The organism is Saccharopolyspora sp. NPDC000359 (assembly GCF_040300525.1).
Taxonomy (GTDB): domain Bacteria; phylum Actinomycetota; class Actinomycetes; order Mycobacteriales; family Pseudonocardiaceae; genus Saccharopolyspora.
The window spans coordinates 24,067-38,876 of the sequence record NZ_JBEPDU010000044.1; the positions used below are offsets into that span (position 1 = coordinate 24,067).

Below are 14,810 nucleotides of genomic sequence, written 5' to 3' on the forward strand. Positions count from 1 at the left end.
GACCGTACAGCCGAGCTGTGACGTGGTGCACCGCTTTCGCCGGATCTGCTGGTCAGCGCGGTCGGCCGGGCACCCCGGGGCGGGTCTGCCAGGGGTGCGGGCCGCCGAGCGGGCGGTACTCGACGCCGCAGGCGTCCAGCCGGGGGAGGTGGTGGTCGACCAGCCTGCGCTGGAAGTCGGCGAGGTCGTGCTGCTGGCTCCAGGACACCTCGGCGAAGGCCGACAGGCGCGGGAAGACCGCGTAGTCCACCCGGCGCGGGGTGTCCAGGTGCTCGGTCCACACCTGCGCCTGGATGCCGAGCACGTCCGGTCGCGGCTGGTAGCCGTAGACCTTCTCCAACGTGGTCAGGAAGCCCACCGGGACCGGTTCGGCGGGGTGGTCGGCCTGGCGGTGGTCGAGGTAGAAGTGGCTCTCCGGGCACAGGACGACGTCGTGGCCGCGGTCGACGGCGCGCTGCGCCGCCTGCTCGTCGCGCCACGCCGCGATGATGGTCCCCGCGGGCAGCGGGTCCACGGTCTCCATCACCTCGTCCCAGCCGGAGGCGCGGCGGCCGCGCGCGTGGACGTGCTCGATGAGCTCGCGCAGGAAGGTGCCGTGCTCCGGGGTGATGCCGGGGACCTCGTCGCCGCCGATGCAGATCACCGGGGACGGGAACACCTCCATCACGTGGTCGAGGACCGCGCGGTAGAAGTCGGTGGTCGCCGGGTCGGTGTTGAGCAGGTCGGGGTTCACCCCCCAGGACTCCCAGACGTCGGGGCGCTGCCCGCCGCCCAGCTCCGGGTAGGCGGCGATGGCGGCCTGGCTGTGGCCGGGCACGTCGACCTCCGGCACCACCGTGATGTGGTGGCGGGCCGCGTGGGCGACGATCTCGCGCAGGTCGTCGGTGGTGTAGAAGCCGCCGTGCGGCCTTGAGTCGAACTCCGGCTCCGGGCCGCGGCCGACCATGGACCGCTTCCGCCAGGCGCCGACCCGGGTGAGCTCGGGGTAGCGCGGCACCTCGATCCGCCAGCCCTGGTCGTCGGTCAGGTGCAGGTGCAGCACGTTGAGCTTGTGCATCGCCAGCAGCTCGATGAACCGCAGCACCTCCCGCTTGGGCAGGAAGTGGCGCGCCACGTCGAGGTGGCAGCCGCGCCAGGCGAACCGCGGCCGGTCCTCGACCTCGCCGCACGGCAGCACGAACCGCCCGTAGTGGATCAGCGCGGCCCGGTAGGCCGACGGGTCCAGCAGCTGCCGCAGAGTTTGCGCGGCGTGGTGCGCACCGGCCGCGTCGTGCGCGACGACCGCGACGCCGTCCGGGCGGACCTGCGCGCGGTAGCCGCCCGGCACGGATTCGGTCGCGTCGACGCGGAACTCGATGGTCGGCCGCTCGGCGTCGGCCAGCCGCAGCCCGGTGGCCGCCCCGACGTGGTGGCGGAACCAGTCGGCGGTGGTGGGTTCCCCACCGACCGTGGTGTTCTGGTCCAGCTCCAGCACCCCGGCCGCGGGCCGGACCAGCACCGGGCGCGGCAGCAGCGAGTCCCAGGTCATCCCTTCACCGCCCCGGCCAGCCCGGACACCAGCTTGCGCTGCACCACCACGAAGAAGATGAGCACTGGAATCGTCATGAGCGTGGAACCCGCCATGATGGCGCCCCAATCGTTGCCCTCGGGTTTGAAGAACACCAGGATCGCCATGGGCAGCGTCTGGTTCTCGGTGGCCGAGATGATGAACGTCTTGGCGAACAGGAAGTCGTTCCAGGCGTGGATGAACGACAGCACGCTGATGGCCACCAGGCCCGGTGCCACCAGCGGGAACAGCACCTGCCAGACGAACCGGGCGCGGCTGGCGCCGTCCAGGGTGGCCGCCTCCTCCAGCTCGTCGGGGACCGCGGCCACGAACCCGCGCAGCATCCAGATGGTCAGCGGCAGGCTGAACGCCAGGTGCACCAGCACCAGCGACCCCAGGTGGTTGAGACCGAACGCCGGGGCCACCCCGCCGACCTCGCGCATCAGGAAGAACAGCGGGATGGTCAGCGCCTCCACCGGCACCATCTGCGCCACCAGGATGATCAGCAGCAGCACGGTGCGGCCGCGGAACCGGAAGCGGGTCAGCGCGACCGCCGCCAGGAACGACATGACCAGCGACAGCACCACCACCACCCCGGCCACCAGCAGGCTGTTCAGGAAGTATCCGCCGAGACCGTCCACTGTGAACACCCGGCGGAAGCTGTCCAGGCTGGGCGCGGCGGTCCACGGTCGCGGATCGGTGGACAGCAGCTCCCGCTCCGGCTTGAACGCCGAGAGCACCATCCAGTACAGCGGGAACGCCACCACGGCGGCGATCAGCACCGCCACCGCGTTGGCGATCCGGCGCGGCAACCGCTTCGACGCACTCATACGATCGCCCCGTCCTTCCGCTGCGCTCGCAGGTAGGCCAACGTGATCAGCATCAGCAGCACGGTCATCACCACGCCGATGGCCGAGCCGAGCCCGTAGTTGGACCCGGCGAAGGCCTCCTGGTAGGCGTAGACGTTGAGCACCATGTTCTGCCCGGCCACCCCGCCGCCGTTGGTCATCACGTAGATCTGGGTGAAGATCTTGAAGTCCCAGATGATCGACTGGATGGTGGCGACCACCAGCACCGGCTTGAGCATCGGCAGCAGCACGCTGCGCGCGGTCCGCCAGGCCGACGCCCCGTCCAGGGCCGCGGCCTCCACCACCTCGCCGGGGATCCCGGTGAGCCCGGCGTAGGTGGTGACCAGCACGAACGGGAACGAGCACCAGATCACCTCAGCGGCCACCAGGCCGAAGGCGACGAACTTGTCGTAGGTCCAGGAGAACCCGGCCGCGCCGTCCACGCCGATCCCGGTGAGCACCTCGTTGACCAGGCCGAAGTCCTGGTCGAACAGGAACAGCCAGACCGTGGACCCGGCCATCGCCGGGGTGGCCCAGGCGCCGATCGCGGCCAGGAACAGCAGCAGCCGCGGCACCCGGCCGATGCTGGTGGCCAGCACCGCCAGCGCGATGCCGACCGCCAGGCTGCCCACCACGCACACCGCGGCGAACAGGCAGGTCTGCACCAGGATCGTCCAGAACTGCGGATCGCTGAGCAGCGACAGGTAGTTGCCCGCGCCGAGGAACTCCAGCGGCGCGCCACCGGAGGCCTGCGCCTGGCCGTACTCGTAGAGGGAAATCTGCACCAGCTGGTAGAGCGGGTAGCCCATCATCACGACGAGCAGCAGCCCGGCTGGTGCCAGGTAGAGCAGTGCGCCCATCAGCGGCCTTCGAAGACGTCGTTCATCCGCGCGGCCGCGTCGTCGGTGGCCCGCTCGACGGGGGTGCCGTTGACGACCTGCTGCACCATGGTGGGCAGCACGCCCTGCGCGTCGATCTTCGACCAGCCCGCGGTGGTCGGCACGAACCGGGTCCCGGCCTGCAGGGTCTGCACGAACGGCGCCACGGCCGGGTCGTTGGCGGCGAGCTCCTGCTGGACGTCGGTGAAGGTCGGCAGGTTGCCCATCGCCTCGTACATCTTGCGCTGGTACTCCTTGCTCGCCAGCAGCTGCACGAACTCCTTGGCCAGGGTGGCGTGCTTGGAGGACTTGAGCACGCCGAGCATGTTGCCGCCGGCGAAGGCCGGGGCGACCGAACCGGCGGTCGGGCCGGGCAGCGGGACCACGGCGTACTTGCCCGCGGCCTCACCGGCGTCCACCGCGGCGCGGTTGAAGTCGCCGCCGATGGTCATCGCCGCCTTGCCGGAGGCGAAGGCCTGCACGGCCTGGCTGCCGGTCATGTCCGCGCACTGCTCGCGCGGGCACGCGCCACTGCTGATCAGCGAGGCGTAGGTGGCCACGCCCTCCCGGGCAGCCGGGTCGTTCACGGTGGACACCCACTGGTCGCCGTCCTGGCGGGCCAGGTCGCCGCCCGCCGCCCAGATGAACGGCATCAGCGCGTAGTGGTACTTGCCGCCGACGGAGATGCCGTAGAGGTCGGGCCGGGCTTCGCGGATCCGCTTCGCGGTGTCGACCAGCTCGGCGGTGGTGCGGGGCGGCTGCAGACCCAGGTCGGTGAAGACGTCGGTGCGGTAGTACAGCGCGCGGATGCCGGTGTACCAGGGCATCCCGTAGACCTTGTCGTCGACCTTCGCGGTCTCCAGCACCGATTCGTCGATGTCCGCGGCCTCCGGGCCGAGCTGCCCGGTCAGGTCGGCCAAGCCGCCCGCGGCGACGTACCCGGCCAGGTCGGTGTTGCCGTACTCGGCGACGTCGGGGGCGCTGGCCGGGTCGTTGAACGCGCCGGTGAACCGTTCCGAGCGGGTGTCCACGGGGATGTACTGCACGTCCACCTCGACGCCCTGGTGCTCGGCTTCGAAGCGGGCCACGGCTTCGTCCACAGTGGCCTGCTTGGGGCCGCGGCTCGCCTCGTCGAACAGCCAGACCCGCAGGGTCCCGGTGCGTTCGTCCTCGGCGGGCGCGTCCTGCTGGACCTGCGGTGGCCCGCAGGCGGCGAGCAACGCGCCGATGGCGGTGATGGTGATGGCTTTCCAGGCGCGCATGGCAGTCTCCGTTGCACTGTCTGCAATTCCCGTTTTGCGCTGAGCAATCGGATGCTATGGATCACGCCCGGGAATGGCAAGGTCTGAACCAATCTTGGTCTGGTCCGGATCGAGCCGTCCGCGGTCGGCGATCGCCGGTCACCTGACCCCTGAGTGGTGAACAACGGCAAAAGTGGTGAATTCCCAGGGAATCCGGCCCGGCGATCCCTGCGAGGATGAACAACCCGCCGCCGATCCGCGATTCGTCCGAGGGGGCGCGCATGATCGCCGGGCTGCTCACCACCGTCCTCACCGCTGCGCTGGTGCAACCGCCACCGCCCGCCGTGCCGGACCTGGCCGCGACGTGGGAAGCGCCGCTGCACACCGAAGGGCGCCACATCGTCGACGCCAACGGGGTCCGCTTCAAGCTGGAGTCCGGGAACTGGCACGGCGCCAGCGGCACCTACGACGGCAGCGGGGACATCACCGACCCCGCCAACCACCACGCCGGGGAGAACAGCAGCGGCATCCCACTGGGCCTGGACCGGGCTCCCATGGCGGAGGTCGTGGACAGCTTCGCCGAACTCGGGCTCAACAGCATCCGGCTGCCCTTCGCCAACGACATGATCCGCGACGAGTCGATCGTGCCGGACCAGGCGGTGGCCGCGAACCCGCAGCTGCGCGGGAAGACCCGCCTGCAGGTCTACGACGCCGCGGTGTCCGCGCTCACCGACCGCGGGTTCGCCGTCATCCTGAACAACCACACCAACACCACCCGCTGGTGCTGCGGGATCGACGGCAACGAGCGCTGGAACAGCAGCCAGAGCGACCAGCAGTGGGAGGAGGACTGGCTGTTCATGGCCCGCCGCTACCGGGACAACCCGCGGGTGGTCGGCGCCGACCTCTACAACGAGGTCCGGCGCGACGTCCTCGACGACCCGAACTGGGGGTTGGGCGACGAGCACGACTGGTTCGCCGCCTCGCAGCGCGCCGGGAACCGGATCCTCACCGAGGCCAACCCGGACCTGCTGATCATTATCGAGGGCATCAACTGGGTCGGCCTCCCGATCGACGGCTTCCCGCACGGCCGACCGACCCTGGAACCGGTCCGCACCCTGTCGCACGAGCTGGCCGAGCCCGACAAGCTGGTGTACTCGGCGCACTTCTACGGCTACACCGGCCCGAACCACTCCGGCGCGACCGGGGTGGGGGAGACCAGCGATCCGCGCTACCAGGACCTCTCCCGCGAGCAGCTGCACGAGGTCCTGCGGCGGCAGGCCTTCTTCGTGACCGAGGAGGGCAAGCCTTACACCGCCCCGCTGTGGATCAGCGAGTTCGGCGTGGGCGGCCGGGACGAGCAGGACCCGCGGGCGCGGGCCTGGTTCGAGGACTTCGTGGACTTCCTCGTCGCCAACGACACCGACTTCGCCTACTGGCCGCTGGTCGGCTGGCACGAGGACCGCGCCGGGAACGGTTGGGCGCTGGCCCACTGGGACAGCGCCGGCAACCGCATGTTCCTCGACGACGGCGACGACTGGCGCGCCGACGCCTGGCACCGCCTGGTGGGCGGGCCGCCGCAGCCGATCAGCCGTGGAAGGTGATGGCCGCGACCGACGGGCACTCGTAGACGTCCTCGGTGGGAGTGAGCGCACCCGAGCCCGAGTCGCGGGTAAGCCGGGTGATGGTGCCGGAGCGCTGGTTGGCCACGTACAGCGAGGTCTGCTCCGGGTCGAGGGCGAAGTGCCGGGGCCAGTCGCCGGTCGGGGCGGTGCCCCGGAACTTCAGGCCCTCGCCGGTGATGGCGAAGGTGGCGATGTTGTTGTCCCCGCGGTTGGAGGCGTAGGCGAACTTGGCGTCGCGGGTGACCGCGATCTCCGCCGGGAAGTTCTCGCCGCTCGCGTCGGGTTCCCGGGTGCCGATGACCTGGCCGGGGGTGAACTGCCCGGCCTCCAGGTCCCAGTCCAGCACGGTGATCTCGGACTTCAGCTCGGCCAGCAGGTAGGCGCGCTCGTAGTTGAACGCCAGGTGGCGCGGACCGGTCCCGGTGGGCAGCTCCAGGTGCTGGTGTTGGGTGAGCTTGCCGGTGGCGGTGTCGAAGGCGTAGACGAACACCGCGTCGGCGCCCAGGTCCACCGCGACCACCCACTGCTTGCTCGGGTCGACCAGGACCTGGTGGGCGTGCGGCTGGGCGCCGGGGTGCTGGACGAGGTCGGTGCGCTCGCCGATGCTGCCGTCGGCGTTGCGGCGGTGCACCGCGACCGTGCCGTCGGTGTAGTGGGCGGTGAAGATGAACTCGCCGCTCGGGTGCACCGAGATGTGCGTCGGACCGGCGCCGCCGCTGGGCTGGTTGCCCAGCACCACCGGCTGGTGCTGGGAGAGGTCCACCGCGGTGATGGTGCCGTTCGGCACGACCTCGTTGGTGACGTAGAGGTACTTGTGGTCCGGCGACCAGGCGAAGAACGACGCGTCAGGCACCCCGTCGACCACCCCGGAGGGTTCGAGCACCCCCGAGTCGTTGCGGGTGGCGACCTCCAGGCCGCGACCGGCCGGGCTCGCCGAGGTGTAGCTGCCGATCAGCGTCATCAGCCCGGCCGCGTGGTGCGGCGCCGGGCCGGGCTGGGGCGCTGCGGACGAGGTGGTCGCGCACGCGGTGCTGGTGGCGACCACCCCGGCCGCGCCGGCGAGGCCGAGCGCGCCCGCGGCGGTGAGGAACCGGCGACGCGGCATTGCGTTGTCCCGCACGATGTTCTCCCTGCTCACTCGATGATCGCGGGACAGTCTGCCGCATCCCCGGTCATTGGACTAGACCAAAAAGCCTTAAACCTTCCTCAAAGCCGGGCTTCCCACATTTCCCGCTACGGCAGCGCGGCGGCGCGCTTCGCGGGCTTGGCCGGTGGCGCCACGCCGACGCCGGGGCTGCCCCCGCAGGGGCCGGACATGCTCCAGTCCGGGTCGACGTCGCCGCACGCCCCCGCGGACTTCTGCGCCCGCACCATGTCGGCCACGTCGGCGAGCAGCCGCTTGGCGTCGTAGACGACCCCGTTGCGGATCGTCCACTGCACGCCGCCGACGCGGGTGATGTCACCGGTCTCCGGGTCCAGCCGCGGGGTTCCGGTGCCGTAGAGGGTCTTCAGGTCCTGCAGCGGGTTCTGCCCGGTGATCGCCAGGTCGGCGATGAAGCCCTCCCTGACCGCGCCGTACTCCGGTGCCGCGCCGGTGGGTTCGGCGATGGTGCGCGCGGTCGCCGAGCTCATCGCCTCCACCGCCTCGACCGCTGACAACCCCGCCTCGCGCAGCATCTCCAGCTCGTTGATGTTGGCGAAGCCGTACAGGTTGTAGATGTAGCCCGGATCGGTGCCGCCCACGATCCGCCCACCCATCGCCTTGTAGTCGTGGACGAGCTGGAAGTACTGCGCGTAGAAGCGCTTCCAGCTCGCCTCGTCCTCGCTGTTCCAGTCGTAGTAGAACGAGCCGTGCGCCTCCGGGCTGGGTTCCCAGAAGTTCCACAGCGTCGGCAGCACGAACCGCGGGTGCCACTCCAGGCCGCGCGCCCGCAGCAGGTCGCGCCCGGCGAGGTAGACACCGAAGGTGGGGCCGAACGCCACGCCGTTGTCCAGCTGCCGCGACAGGTAGGAGCGCCACTGCGGGGACCCGGGTGGGAACGTGTGGTCGATGACCTTCGAGACCGCGCGCCAGCGCGAGGCCTCGTTGGAGTAGTCGTAGTCGGGCGGTTTCGGGTGCTCGCGGCCCTCCTTGAGCAGCGCCTCGAAGTGGCCGTAGAAGTGCGTGACGGTGCCCAACCCGAGCTGGCCGGTCTCCAACGCGTTGAGCTGCGGGTAGATCGGCGGCGAGTGGTGCATGGTGGTGCCCAGCCCGGCCTGCTGGGCGGCCCGGATCGCGGCCTCGACCTCGGGGCGGCCGTAGGGGCCCTCGCCGAAGAACTTGATGCCGTCCACGCCGTTGCGGGCCGCCCACGCCACCCACCGGCGGGCCTTGCCCGGCGAGTCCACCGGGCCGTCCTCCCAGCCGCTGCCCGGGGTCTGGTAGTTGACGATGCGCGGGGCCACGATCTCGTTGCGCTCGCTGCGCTCCTGGTCGGCGACCGCGTCGGCGTTCCGGGCCAGCGACACCCCGCGCACGGTGGTGACCCCGTGACCCAGCCACAGCTTGTAGGCGTAGGTCCGCGGCGTGCTGCCGGTCCCGGAGTGCGCGTGCTCGTCCACCAGGCCCGGCAGCATCCACATGCCGGTCGCGTCGATCTCGTGCTCGGCGTCGTGCGGCGGCCGACCGGCGGGCAGCGCCCGGGACGGCTCACCCGCGGGGATGATCTGGTCGATGCGGTTGCCTCGGACCACCACGTCGACCGGGCCGCGCACCTCGCCGCCCTCGCCGACGACCAGGTTGACGCCGCGGACCACCAGCTTACGGAACGGCCCCGCGCCCTCGTCCGGTCCGCGCGGTGGGGTCGGCGCATCCGCCGGGACCACCGCGCTGGCCAACCCCGGTGCCAACCCCACCAAACCCGCGGCGGCACCAGCCGACAGCAGCAACGACCGTCTGCTCACGTCCATTCGGGCACTCCTCGCCTCGGCGTCGGAACCCGGCGAACACTACGGGCGATTCCGCCGCCGCAGCAAGGGTTTCCAGGCTAGGGGAGCAGCGCGGACAGTAGTGCCGCCATCCCGAAGCCGACCACCGACAGGATCGTCTCCAGCACCGTCCAGGACTTCAGCATGTCCTTGACCGGGATGCCGAAGTAGCGGCTGATGATCCAGAACCCGCCGTCGTTGACGTGCGAGGCGATGATCGAGCCCGCCGCGATCGCCACCGCGATCAGCGCCAGCTGCGCCTGCGAGTGGTCCCCGGCGTGCAGCAGCGGTGCGACGATGCCGCCGGTGGTCACGATCGCCACCGTCGCCGAGCCCTGCGCGATGCGCAGCCCGGAGCTGATCACGTAGGCCGACACCAGCAGCGGCAGCCCGGTGGCCTGCAGCGACCCGGCCAGCGCCTCGCCGACACCGGTCTCGGCCAGCACCTTGCCGAAGAACCCGCCCGCGCCGACGACCAGCAGGATCATGCCCAGCGGGCGCAGCGAGCGGCCAGTCAGCTCGGAAAGCTCCTTGCCGGTCATCCCGCGCCGGGTGCCCAGCAGCCAGAACGCCAGCAGCACCGCGATGGTCAGGGCCACCGTCGGGTTGCCGAGGAAGGTCAGCACCGGCAGCAGCCCGCTGCCCTTCGGCAGCGTGATGCTGCCGAAGGTGGCGCCGAGGATCAGCACCATCGGCAGGCCGGTGACCAGCGCGACGGTGGCCAGCCGCGGCGCGGGGCGGCCCTCCGCCTCGTTCTCGTGCGCCAGTTCGTCGGAGGTGGCCAGCATGTCCGCCGGCACCGGCAGCTCGATGCGCTTGCCGATCCACAGCGGGAACAGCAGGCCGCTGACCGCGAACGCCGGGAGCCCGCAGGCCAGGCCCATCAGGATGATCCAGCCCAGGTCCACGCCGAGCAGCCCGGCGGCGACCACCGGACCGGGGTGCGGCGGCAGGAACGCGTGCGTCATGGACAGCCCGGCCACCAGCGGCAGGCAGTACAGCAGGATCGATTTGCCGCCCTGCCGCGCCACCGCGTACACCAGCGGGGCCAGCACGAAGATGCCGATGTCGAAGAACACCGGGATGCCGAAGACCAGCCCGGACAGGCCCATCGCCAGCGGCGCCCGCCGCTCGCCGAAGGCCCGCAGCAGCGTGCGGGTCAGCAGCTGGGCGCCGCCGGAGGCCTCCAGCACCGAGCCGAGGATGGTGCCCAGCCCGACGATGGCGGTGATGTGCCCGAGGATCCCGGCGAAGCCGCTCTCCAGCAGCGATTCGCTGCTCTTCTGCGCGGTGCCGACGATGTCCTCGACGGACAGCCCGGCGGCCAGCGCGATCAGCAGCCCGGAGACGATCAGCGCGATGAACGGTTCCACCCGGAACCGGATGATCATGAGCAGCAGCACTGCGATCCCGGCCGCGCACAGCACGAGCAGGCCGGAGGTCTCGTGCTGGAGCCAGTGGAGGAACGTGCCCACGTCGGGACTCCTATGTGACTGTGTCAACTCATCAACTGGGACGGGGTGGGCGGGGTCACCGCGGCTTGCGCAGCGCCCGGCCCGGCAGGGCGTCGGTGCGGTGGCCGTCCTCGACCACCGGCACCCCGTTGACCAGCACGTGCGGGATTCCTGCGGCCTGCTGGCGGGGTTCGTCGAAGGTGGCGGTGTCCGCGACGGTCCCCGGGTCGAACAGCACCAGGTCGGCGGCGAACCCGGGGCGGATCCGGCCGCGGTCGGCCAGCCCGAGCCGGTCGGCGGCGCGGGAGGTCATGTGCTGCACGCACTCCTCCAGCCCCAGCACCCCGAGCTCGCGCACGTAGTGGCCCAGGTAGCGGGGGAAGGTGCCCCACGCGCGCGGGTGCGGGCGCGCGCCGACCAGCAGGCCGTCGCTGCCCGCGGTGTGCACCCGGTGGCGCATGATGGCCCGCACGTTGTCCTCGTGGCCGACGTGCATCAGGCAGGAACTGCCCAGCTCCTCGGACACCAGGACGTCGAAGTAGTGCTCGGCGGGCGGTTTCCCGGCGGCGCGGGCGGAGTCGGCGACGCTGCGGCCCACCAGGTGGCCGTTGGACCCGCGCCGGACGCCGTTTATTTCGATGGTGTCCCACTCGACCGGCACCCCGTGGCAGCCGTCCGAGCCCTCCTCCTCCAGCGCGACGCGGATCCGCTCGCGCTGCTCGGGGTCGCGCAGCCGCGCCAGGGTGGCCTCGACCCCGCCGACCATCGCCCAGCTGGGCAGCAGCGCGTGCAGCGAGGTGCTGCCCGGCAGGTAGGGGTAGGTGTCCAGGGTGATGTCGCAGCCCTCGTCCAACGCGCTGTCCAACATGGACAGCAGGTCGGCCGCCCGGCCGCGGTTCACGCTGAAGTTCATGGTGGCGTGCGCCAGGTGCAACGGGCACCCGGAGCGCTTGCTGACCTCGATCATCTCCGCGTACGCGGCCAGCGCGCCCGCGCCGTAGCTGCGGTGGTGCGGGCTGTAGTACCCGCCGCGCGCCGCGACCACCTCGCACAGCGCGGCGAGCTCCCCGGTGTCGGCGTACATGCCGGGCGTGTAGGTCAGGCCGGAGGACATGCCGAACGCGCCCTCGTCCAGCGACCGCGCCAGCACCTCGCGCATCCGGTCGAGCTCGGCCCCGGTAGCCGCGCGGTCGTCGTAGCCCACGCACATCAGCCGGAGGGTCCCCTGCGGCACCAGGTAGGCCGCGTTGCAGGCGATCCCGGCATCGAGGCGGTCGAGGTACTCGGCGACGCTGCGCCAGTTCCAGTCGAAGCCGGGCGGATCGTCGTTCCACCCGGCGATCTGGGTGCGCAGCGTCGCCAGCGTGGCGTCGTCGACCGGCGCGTAGGACAACCCGTCCTGGCCGATGACCTCCAGCGTGACGCCCTGCGACACCTTCGCGGTGTGGTCGGGGTTGGCCAGCAGCTGCAGGTCGGAGTGGGCGTGCATGTCGATGAAGCCGGGGGAGAGCACCAGCCCGTCGGCGTCGATCGCGCGGGTGCCGCGCAACTGGCCGGGTTCGGTGATCTCGGCGATCACACCGCGTTCGACGCCGACGTCGGCGAGGTAGCTCGGGCCGCCGTCGCCGTCGACGACCCGAGCTCCGCGGACCACGATGTCCATTGTGGAGCCCTCCGGTGGGGTGCTGCGGTCAGAAGAAGGTGCGGACCAGGTCGACCACCTCGTCGCCGTCCACCACCGGGATCAGCGACCACTTGTCGAAGACCGTGCACGGGTGCGACAGGCCGAACCCGACCCAGTCGCCGACCTGCGGGTCGGCGCCGGACAACTCGAGGAAGGTGTGCTGGTCGGCCAGCCCCCGGACCCGGCAGGAACCCGCGGGCAGCTCGCGGACCACGCCGTCGGCGCCGCGGACCACCTGCGGTTCCGGCAGGTCCTGGTCGAAGGAGGCGTCGCGGCGGCCCATGGTCAGCAGCGCCAAGCCCGGCTCCGGCCGGGACATGACCTGCGCCCACGCCCGCATCGCGGGCTGGAACGGCCGCTCCGCCCCGGCCAGCCGGTGCTCCCGGCTGAACGGCGAGCGGACCCGGTAGAAGCCGTCGTCGTGCAGCAGGTAGCCGCCGCTGCGGATCACCGGCACCACCGGCAGCCCGGTGGGCCACGGTCCGATCAGCGCCTCGGCGACCTGGTCGAAGTAGGCGCTGCCGCCCGAGGTGACGATCACCTCGTCCAGGCCGGAGAAGTGCCCGGCCCCGGCCAGCTCGGCCACCAGCTCGCGCACCCCCACCAGGTAACCGTCCACAGCGGACAGCGAGGCGTCGCTGACGTCGTGCGCGACCTCGCCCTCGTAGCCCGCGACGCCGACCAGGCGCAGCACCGGGTTCTCCAGCACGGCGTCGGCGATCTCGCGGGCCTCGGCCTTGGTGCGCGCACCGGTGCGGGCACCGGGGGCGCCCAGCTCGACCAGCACGTCGACCGGGCGGGACGCGCCGTGCGCGGCCAGCGCCTCGGCCATCAGGTGCACGCCGCGCAGCGAGTCGACGTAGCAGCAGAACTGGAACTGCGGGTCGCGGTCGAGCTCGTCGGCCAGCCAGGCCAGGCCGTTGCGGTCGACCAGCTCGTTGGCGAACAGGATCCGCTCGACGCCGAAGGCCCGGTACACGCGCAGCTGGCTGGTGCTGGCGGCGGTGATGCCCCACGCCCCGTGCGCCAGCTGCTGCTCGAACAGCTGCGGCGCCATGGTCGTCTTGCCGTGCGGGGCGAGCTGCACCCCGTGCTCGGCGCACCAGTCGGCCATGGTCCGCAGGTTGTGCTCCAGGGCGGTGCGGTCGAGCGTCAGGAGTGGTCCGACGAAACCGCCTTCGAAGACCGTGGGGCGAGTGGCCAGGAACTCGCCCACCGTGGTGCCGAACGCCGCTGAGGGCATGCCCTTGAAGCGCCAGTCGATGCGCTCGTCGTGCAGGGCGCGGACCGCCTCGATGTTGATACCCCGTGCTGACACCAAGGTCTCCTATTGCGTAGAATGCAACGCTGATTGCGCAAAATGATGGATAGGTGTGTACCATCGCGCCGCGCAGCGCGTCAACGGAGTGGAGTGGTCGGTGAGCCAGAGCTTGGAACGCGGACTGACCGTGCTGACGTCGCTGGCCGCCGGCCCGCAGACCCTCGACCAGCTCGCCCAGCGCCTCGGCGTGCACAAGTCCACCGCGATGCGCCTGCTGCGCACCCTCGAAGCCGGGCGCTTCGTCCGCCGCGAGGACGTGCACCACTACCGCCTCGGCAGCGCCCTGTTCGACCTGGCGCACCAGGCCCTGGAGGACCTCGACGTCCGCGACGTCGCCCGTCCGCACCTGCTGGAGCTGGGCGGCATCAGCGGGCACACCGTGCACCTGGCGACGCTGGAGGACGACCACGTCATCTACATCGACAAGGTCGACAGCAAGCACCCGGTGCGGATGTACTCCCGCATCGGCCGCCGCGCCCCGGTGCACTGCACCGCGGTCGGCAAGGCGCTGGTCGCGGACTGGGCGTCGGCGCAGCGCGCGCAGTTCGCCGAGCAGCTGGACTACCCGAAGCTCACCGCGAACACCATCGACTCCCCGGCCCGCTTCCTGGCCGAGCTCGACCGGGTCCGCGCGCAGGGCTACGCGGTCGACCGCAGCGAGCACGAGGACTTCATCCACTGCGTCGGCGCGCCGATCCGCAACCACCGCGGCGAGACCATCGCGGCCGTCTCGCTGTCGGCGCCGAAGGTGCTGCTGGACTTCGACGGGCTGCTGGGGCTCGTCGACGACGTGCTGCGCGCAGCCGGCGGGGTCTCCGCCGAGCTGGGTTGGCAGCCAACCGAGAAGAGGAAGGAACCCTGATGGCCAGGACCGTCGTCAGCACCGACAACGCCCCCAAGCCGCCGGCGAGCATCCCGCTGTCGCAAGGCGTGCGCAAGGGCAACATCCTGCAGGTCTCCGGGCAGACCGCGGTCGACCCGGCCACCGGGAAGGTGGTCGAGGGCGGTGTCGCCGAGCAGACCGAGCAGTGCCTGCGCAACGTCATCGCGATCCTGGAGGCCGAGGGCGGTTCCCTCGAGGACGTCCTGATGCTGCGCGTGTACCTCACCGACACCTCGCAGTTCGCCGAGATGAACGAGACCTACGCGCGCGTGGTCGGCGAGCCCTTCCCGGCCCGCACCACGGTCTACGTGGGCCTCCCGGCCGGTCTCCTCGTCGAGATCGACGCCCTCGCCGTCCTCGGCTGAG

At 71.3% G+C, this 14,810-nt stretch carries 12 protein-coding genes; 3 read left to right on the plus strand and 9 right to left on the minus strand.

The genetic code is table 11. From position 1 onward, the window contains the following. Window positions 1-52: 52 nt before the first annotated feature. Genes ABT324_RS25280 through ABT324_RS25295 form a run of 4 tightly spaced genes read right to left on the minus strand, consistent with a single transcriptional unit; the run spans window position 53 to window position 4,534 of the window. Window positions 53-1,528, minus strand: coding sequence for a beta-N-acetylhexosaminidase (locus tag ABT324_RS25280; protein WP_351182500.1), 1,476 nt, complete (start codon window positions 1,526-1,528; stop codon window positions 53-55). After that, window positions 1,525-2,376: a carbohydrate ABC transporter permease gene (locus tag ABT324_RS25285; protein WP_351182503.1), complete on the minus strand. Its 852-nt coding sequence runs from the start codon at window positions 2,374-2,376 to the stop codon at window positions 1,525-1,527. The genes ABT324_RS25280 and ABT324_RS25285 overlap by 4 nt, the downstream gene beginning before the upstream one ends. Beyond that, a complete protein-coding gene (locus tag ABT324_RS25290; protein WP_351182506.1) occupies window positions 2,373-3,254 on the minus strand; it encodes a carbohydrate ABC transporter permease in 882 nt (293 codons plus the stop codon). The genes ABT324_RS25285 and ABT324_RS25290 overlap by 4 nt, the downstream gene beginning before the upstream one ends. Beyond that, a complete protein-coding gene (locus tag ABT324_RS25295) occupies window positions 3,254-4,534 on the minus strand; it encodes an extracellular solute-binding protein (protein ID WP_351182509.1) in 1,281 nt (426 codons plus the stop codon). Before ABT324_RS25295 ends, ABT324_RS25290 begins: the two co-directional genes overlap by 1 nt. A gap of 215 nt (window positions 4,535-4,749) precedes the next feature. Here ABT324_RS25295 and ABT324_RS25300 point away from each other — a divergent pair, with 215 nt between their 5' ends. Beyond that, window positions 4,750-6,114: a glycoside hydrolase family 5 protein gene (locus tag ABT324_RS25300; protein WP_351182512.1), complete on the plus strand. Its 1,365-nt coding sequence runs from the start codon at window positions 4,750-4,752 to the stop codon at window positions 6,112-6,114. Here the strand turns inward: ABT324_RS25300 and ABT324_RS25305 are convergent. The 5 genes from ABT324_RS25305 to ABT324_RS25325 all read right to left on the minus strand — a co-directional run bounded on the left by ABT324_RS25305 (window position 6,098) and on the right by ABT324_RS25325 (window position 13,558). Continuing rightward, window positions 6,098-7,255 (minus strand): lactonase family protein, encoded by a 1,158-nt coding sequence (locus ABT324_RS25305; RefSeq protein ID WP_351182515.1) that lies wholly within the window; start codon window positions 7,253-7,255, stop codon window positions 6,098-6,100. The two genes, ABT324_RS25300 and ABT324_RS25305, sit on opposite strands and share 17 nt — an antisense overlap. A gap of 113 nt (window positions 7,256-7,368) precedes the next feature. Continuing rightward, window positions 7,369-9,084 (minus strand): amidohydrolase family protein, encoded by a 1,716-nt coding sequence (locus ABT324_RS25310; RefSeq protein WP_351182518.1) that lies wholly within the window; start codon window positions 9,082-9,084, stop codon window positions 7,369-7,371. A 77-nt stretch (window positions 9,085-9,161) separates the two neighbouring features. Next, window positions 9,162-10,577, minus strand: coding sequence for a GntP family permease (locus ABT324_RS25315; RefSeq protein ID WP_351182521.1), 1,416 nt, complete (start codon window positions 10,575-10,577; stop codon window positions 9,162-9,164). A gap of 55 nt (window positions 10,578-10,632) precedes the next feature. Next, window positions 10,633-12,219 carry an N-acyl-D-amino-acid deacylase family protein gene (locus ABT324_RS25320; protein WP_351182524.1) on the minus strand — a complete coding sequence of 529 codons (1,587 nt, stop codon included), beginning with the start codon at window positions 12,217-12,219 and terminating at the stop codon, window positions 10,633-10,635. A 28-nt stretch (window positions 12,220-12,247) separates the two neighbouring features. Next, window positions 12,248-13,558 (minus strand): amino acid deaminase, encoded by a 1,311-nt coding sequence (locus ABT324_RS25325; protein WP_351182527.1) that lies wholly within the window; start codon window positions 13,556-13,558, stop codon window positions 12,248-12,250. 100 nt (window positions 13,559-13,658) lie between these two features. Here ABT324_RS25325 and ABT324_RS25330 point away from each other — a divergent pair, with 100 nt between their 5' ends. Then, entirely contained in the window at window positions 13,659-14,423 is a 765-nt protein-coding gene (locus ABT324_RS25330; protein ID WP_351182530.1) for an IclR family transcriptional regulator, read from the plus strand. Then, window positions 14,423-14,809 (plus strand): RidA family protein, encoded by a 387-nt coding sequence (locus ABT324_RS25335; protein WP_351182533.1) that lies wholly within the window; start codon window positions 14,423-14,425, stop codon window positions 14,807-14,809. Before ABT324_RS25330 ends, ABT324_RS25335 begins: the two co-directional genes overlap by 1 nt. The last annotated feature ends 1 nt before the right edge of the window (window position 14,810 follow it).

Coding starts and splice junctions, on each gene's coding strand:
- ABT324_RS25285 (WP_351182503.1), bottom strand. CDS start 2,376: ATGAGTGCGTCGAAGCGGTTGCCGCGCCGGATCGCCAACGCGGTGGCG.
- ABT324_RS25280 (WP_351182500.1), bottom strand. CDS start 1,528: ATGACCTGGGACTCGCTGCTGCCGCGCCCGGTGCTGGTCCGGCCCGCG.
- ABT324_RS25335 (WP_351182533.1), top strand. CDS start 14,423: ATGGCCAGGACCGTCGTCAGCACCGACAACGCCCCCAAGCCGCCGGCG.
- ABT324_RS25300 (WP_351182512.1), top strand. CDS start 4,750: ATGAACAACCCGCCGCCGATCCGCGATTCGTCCGAGGGGGCGCGCATG.
- ABT324_RS25290 (WP_351182506.1), bottom strand. CDS start 3,254: ATGGGCGCACTGCTCTACCTGGCACCAGCCGGGCTGCTGCTCGTCGTG.
- ABT324_RS25320 (WP_351182524.1), bottom strand. CDS start 12,219: ATGGACATCGTGGTCCGCGGAGCTCGGGTCGTCGACGGCGACGGCGGC.
- ABT324_RS25310 (WP_351182518.1), bottom strand. CDS start 9,084: ATGGACGTGAGCAGACGGTCGTTGCTGCTGTCGGCTGGTGCCGCCGCG.
- ABT324_RS25295 (WP_351182509.1), bottom strand. CDS start 4,534: ATGCGCGCCTGGAAAGCCATCACCATCACCGCCATCGGCGCGTTGCTC.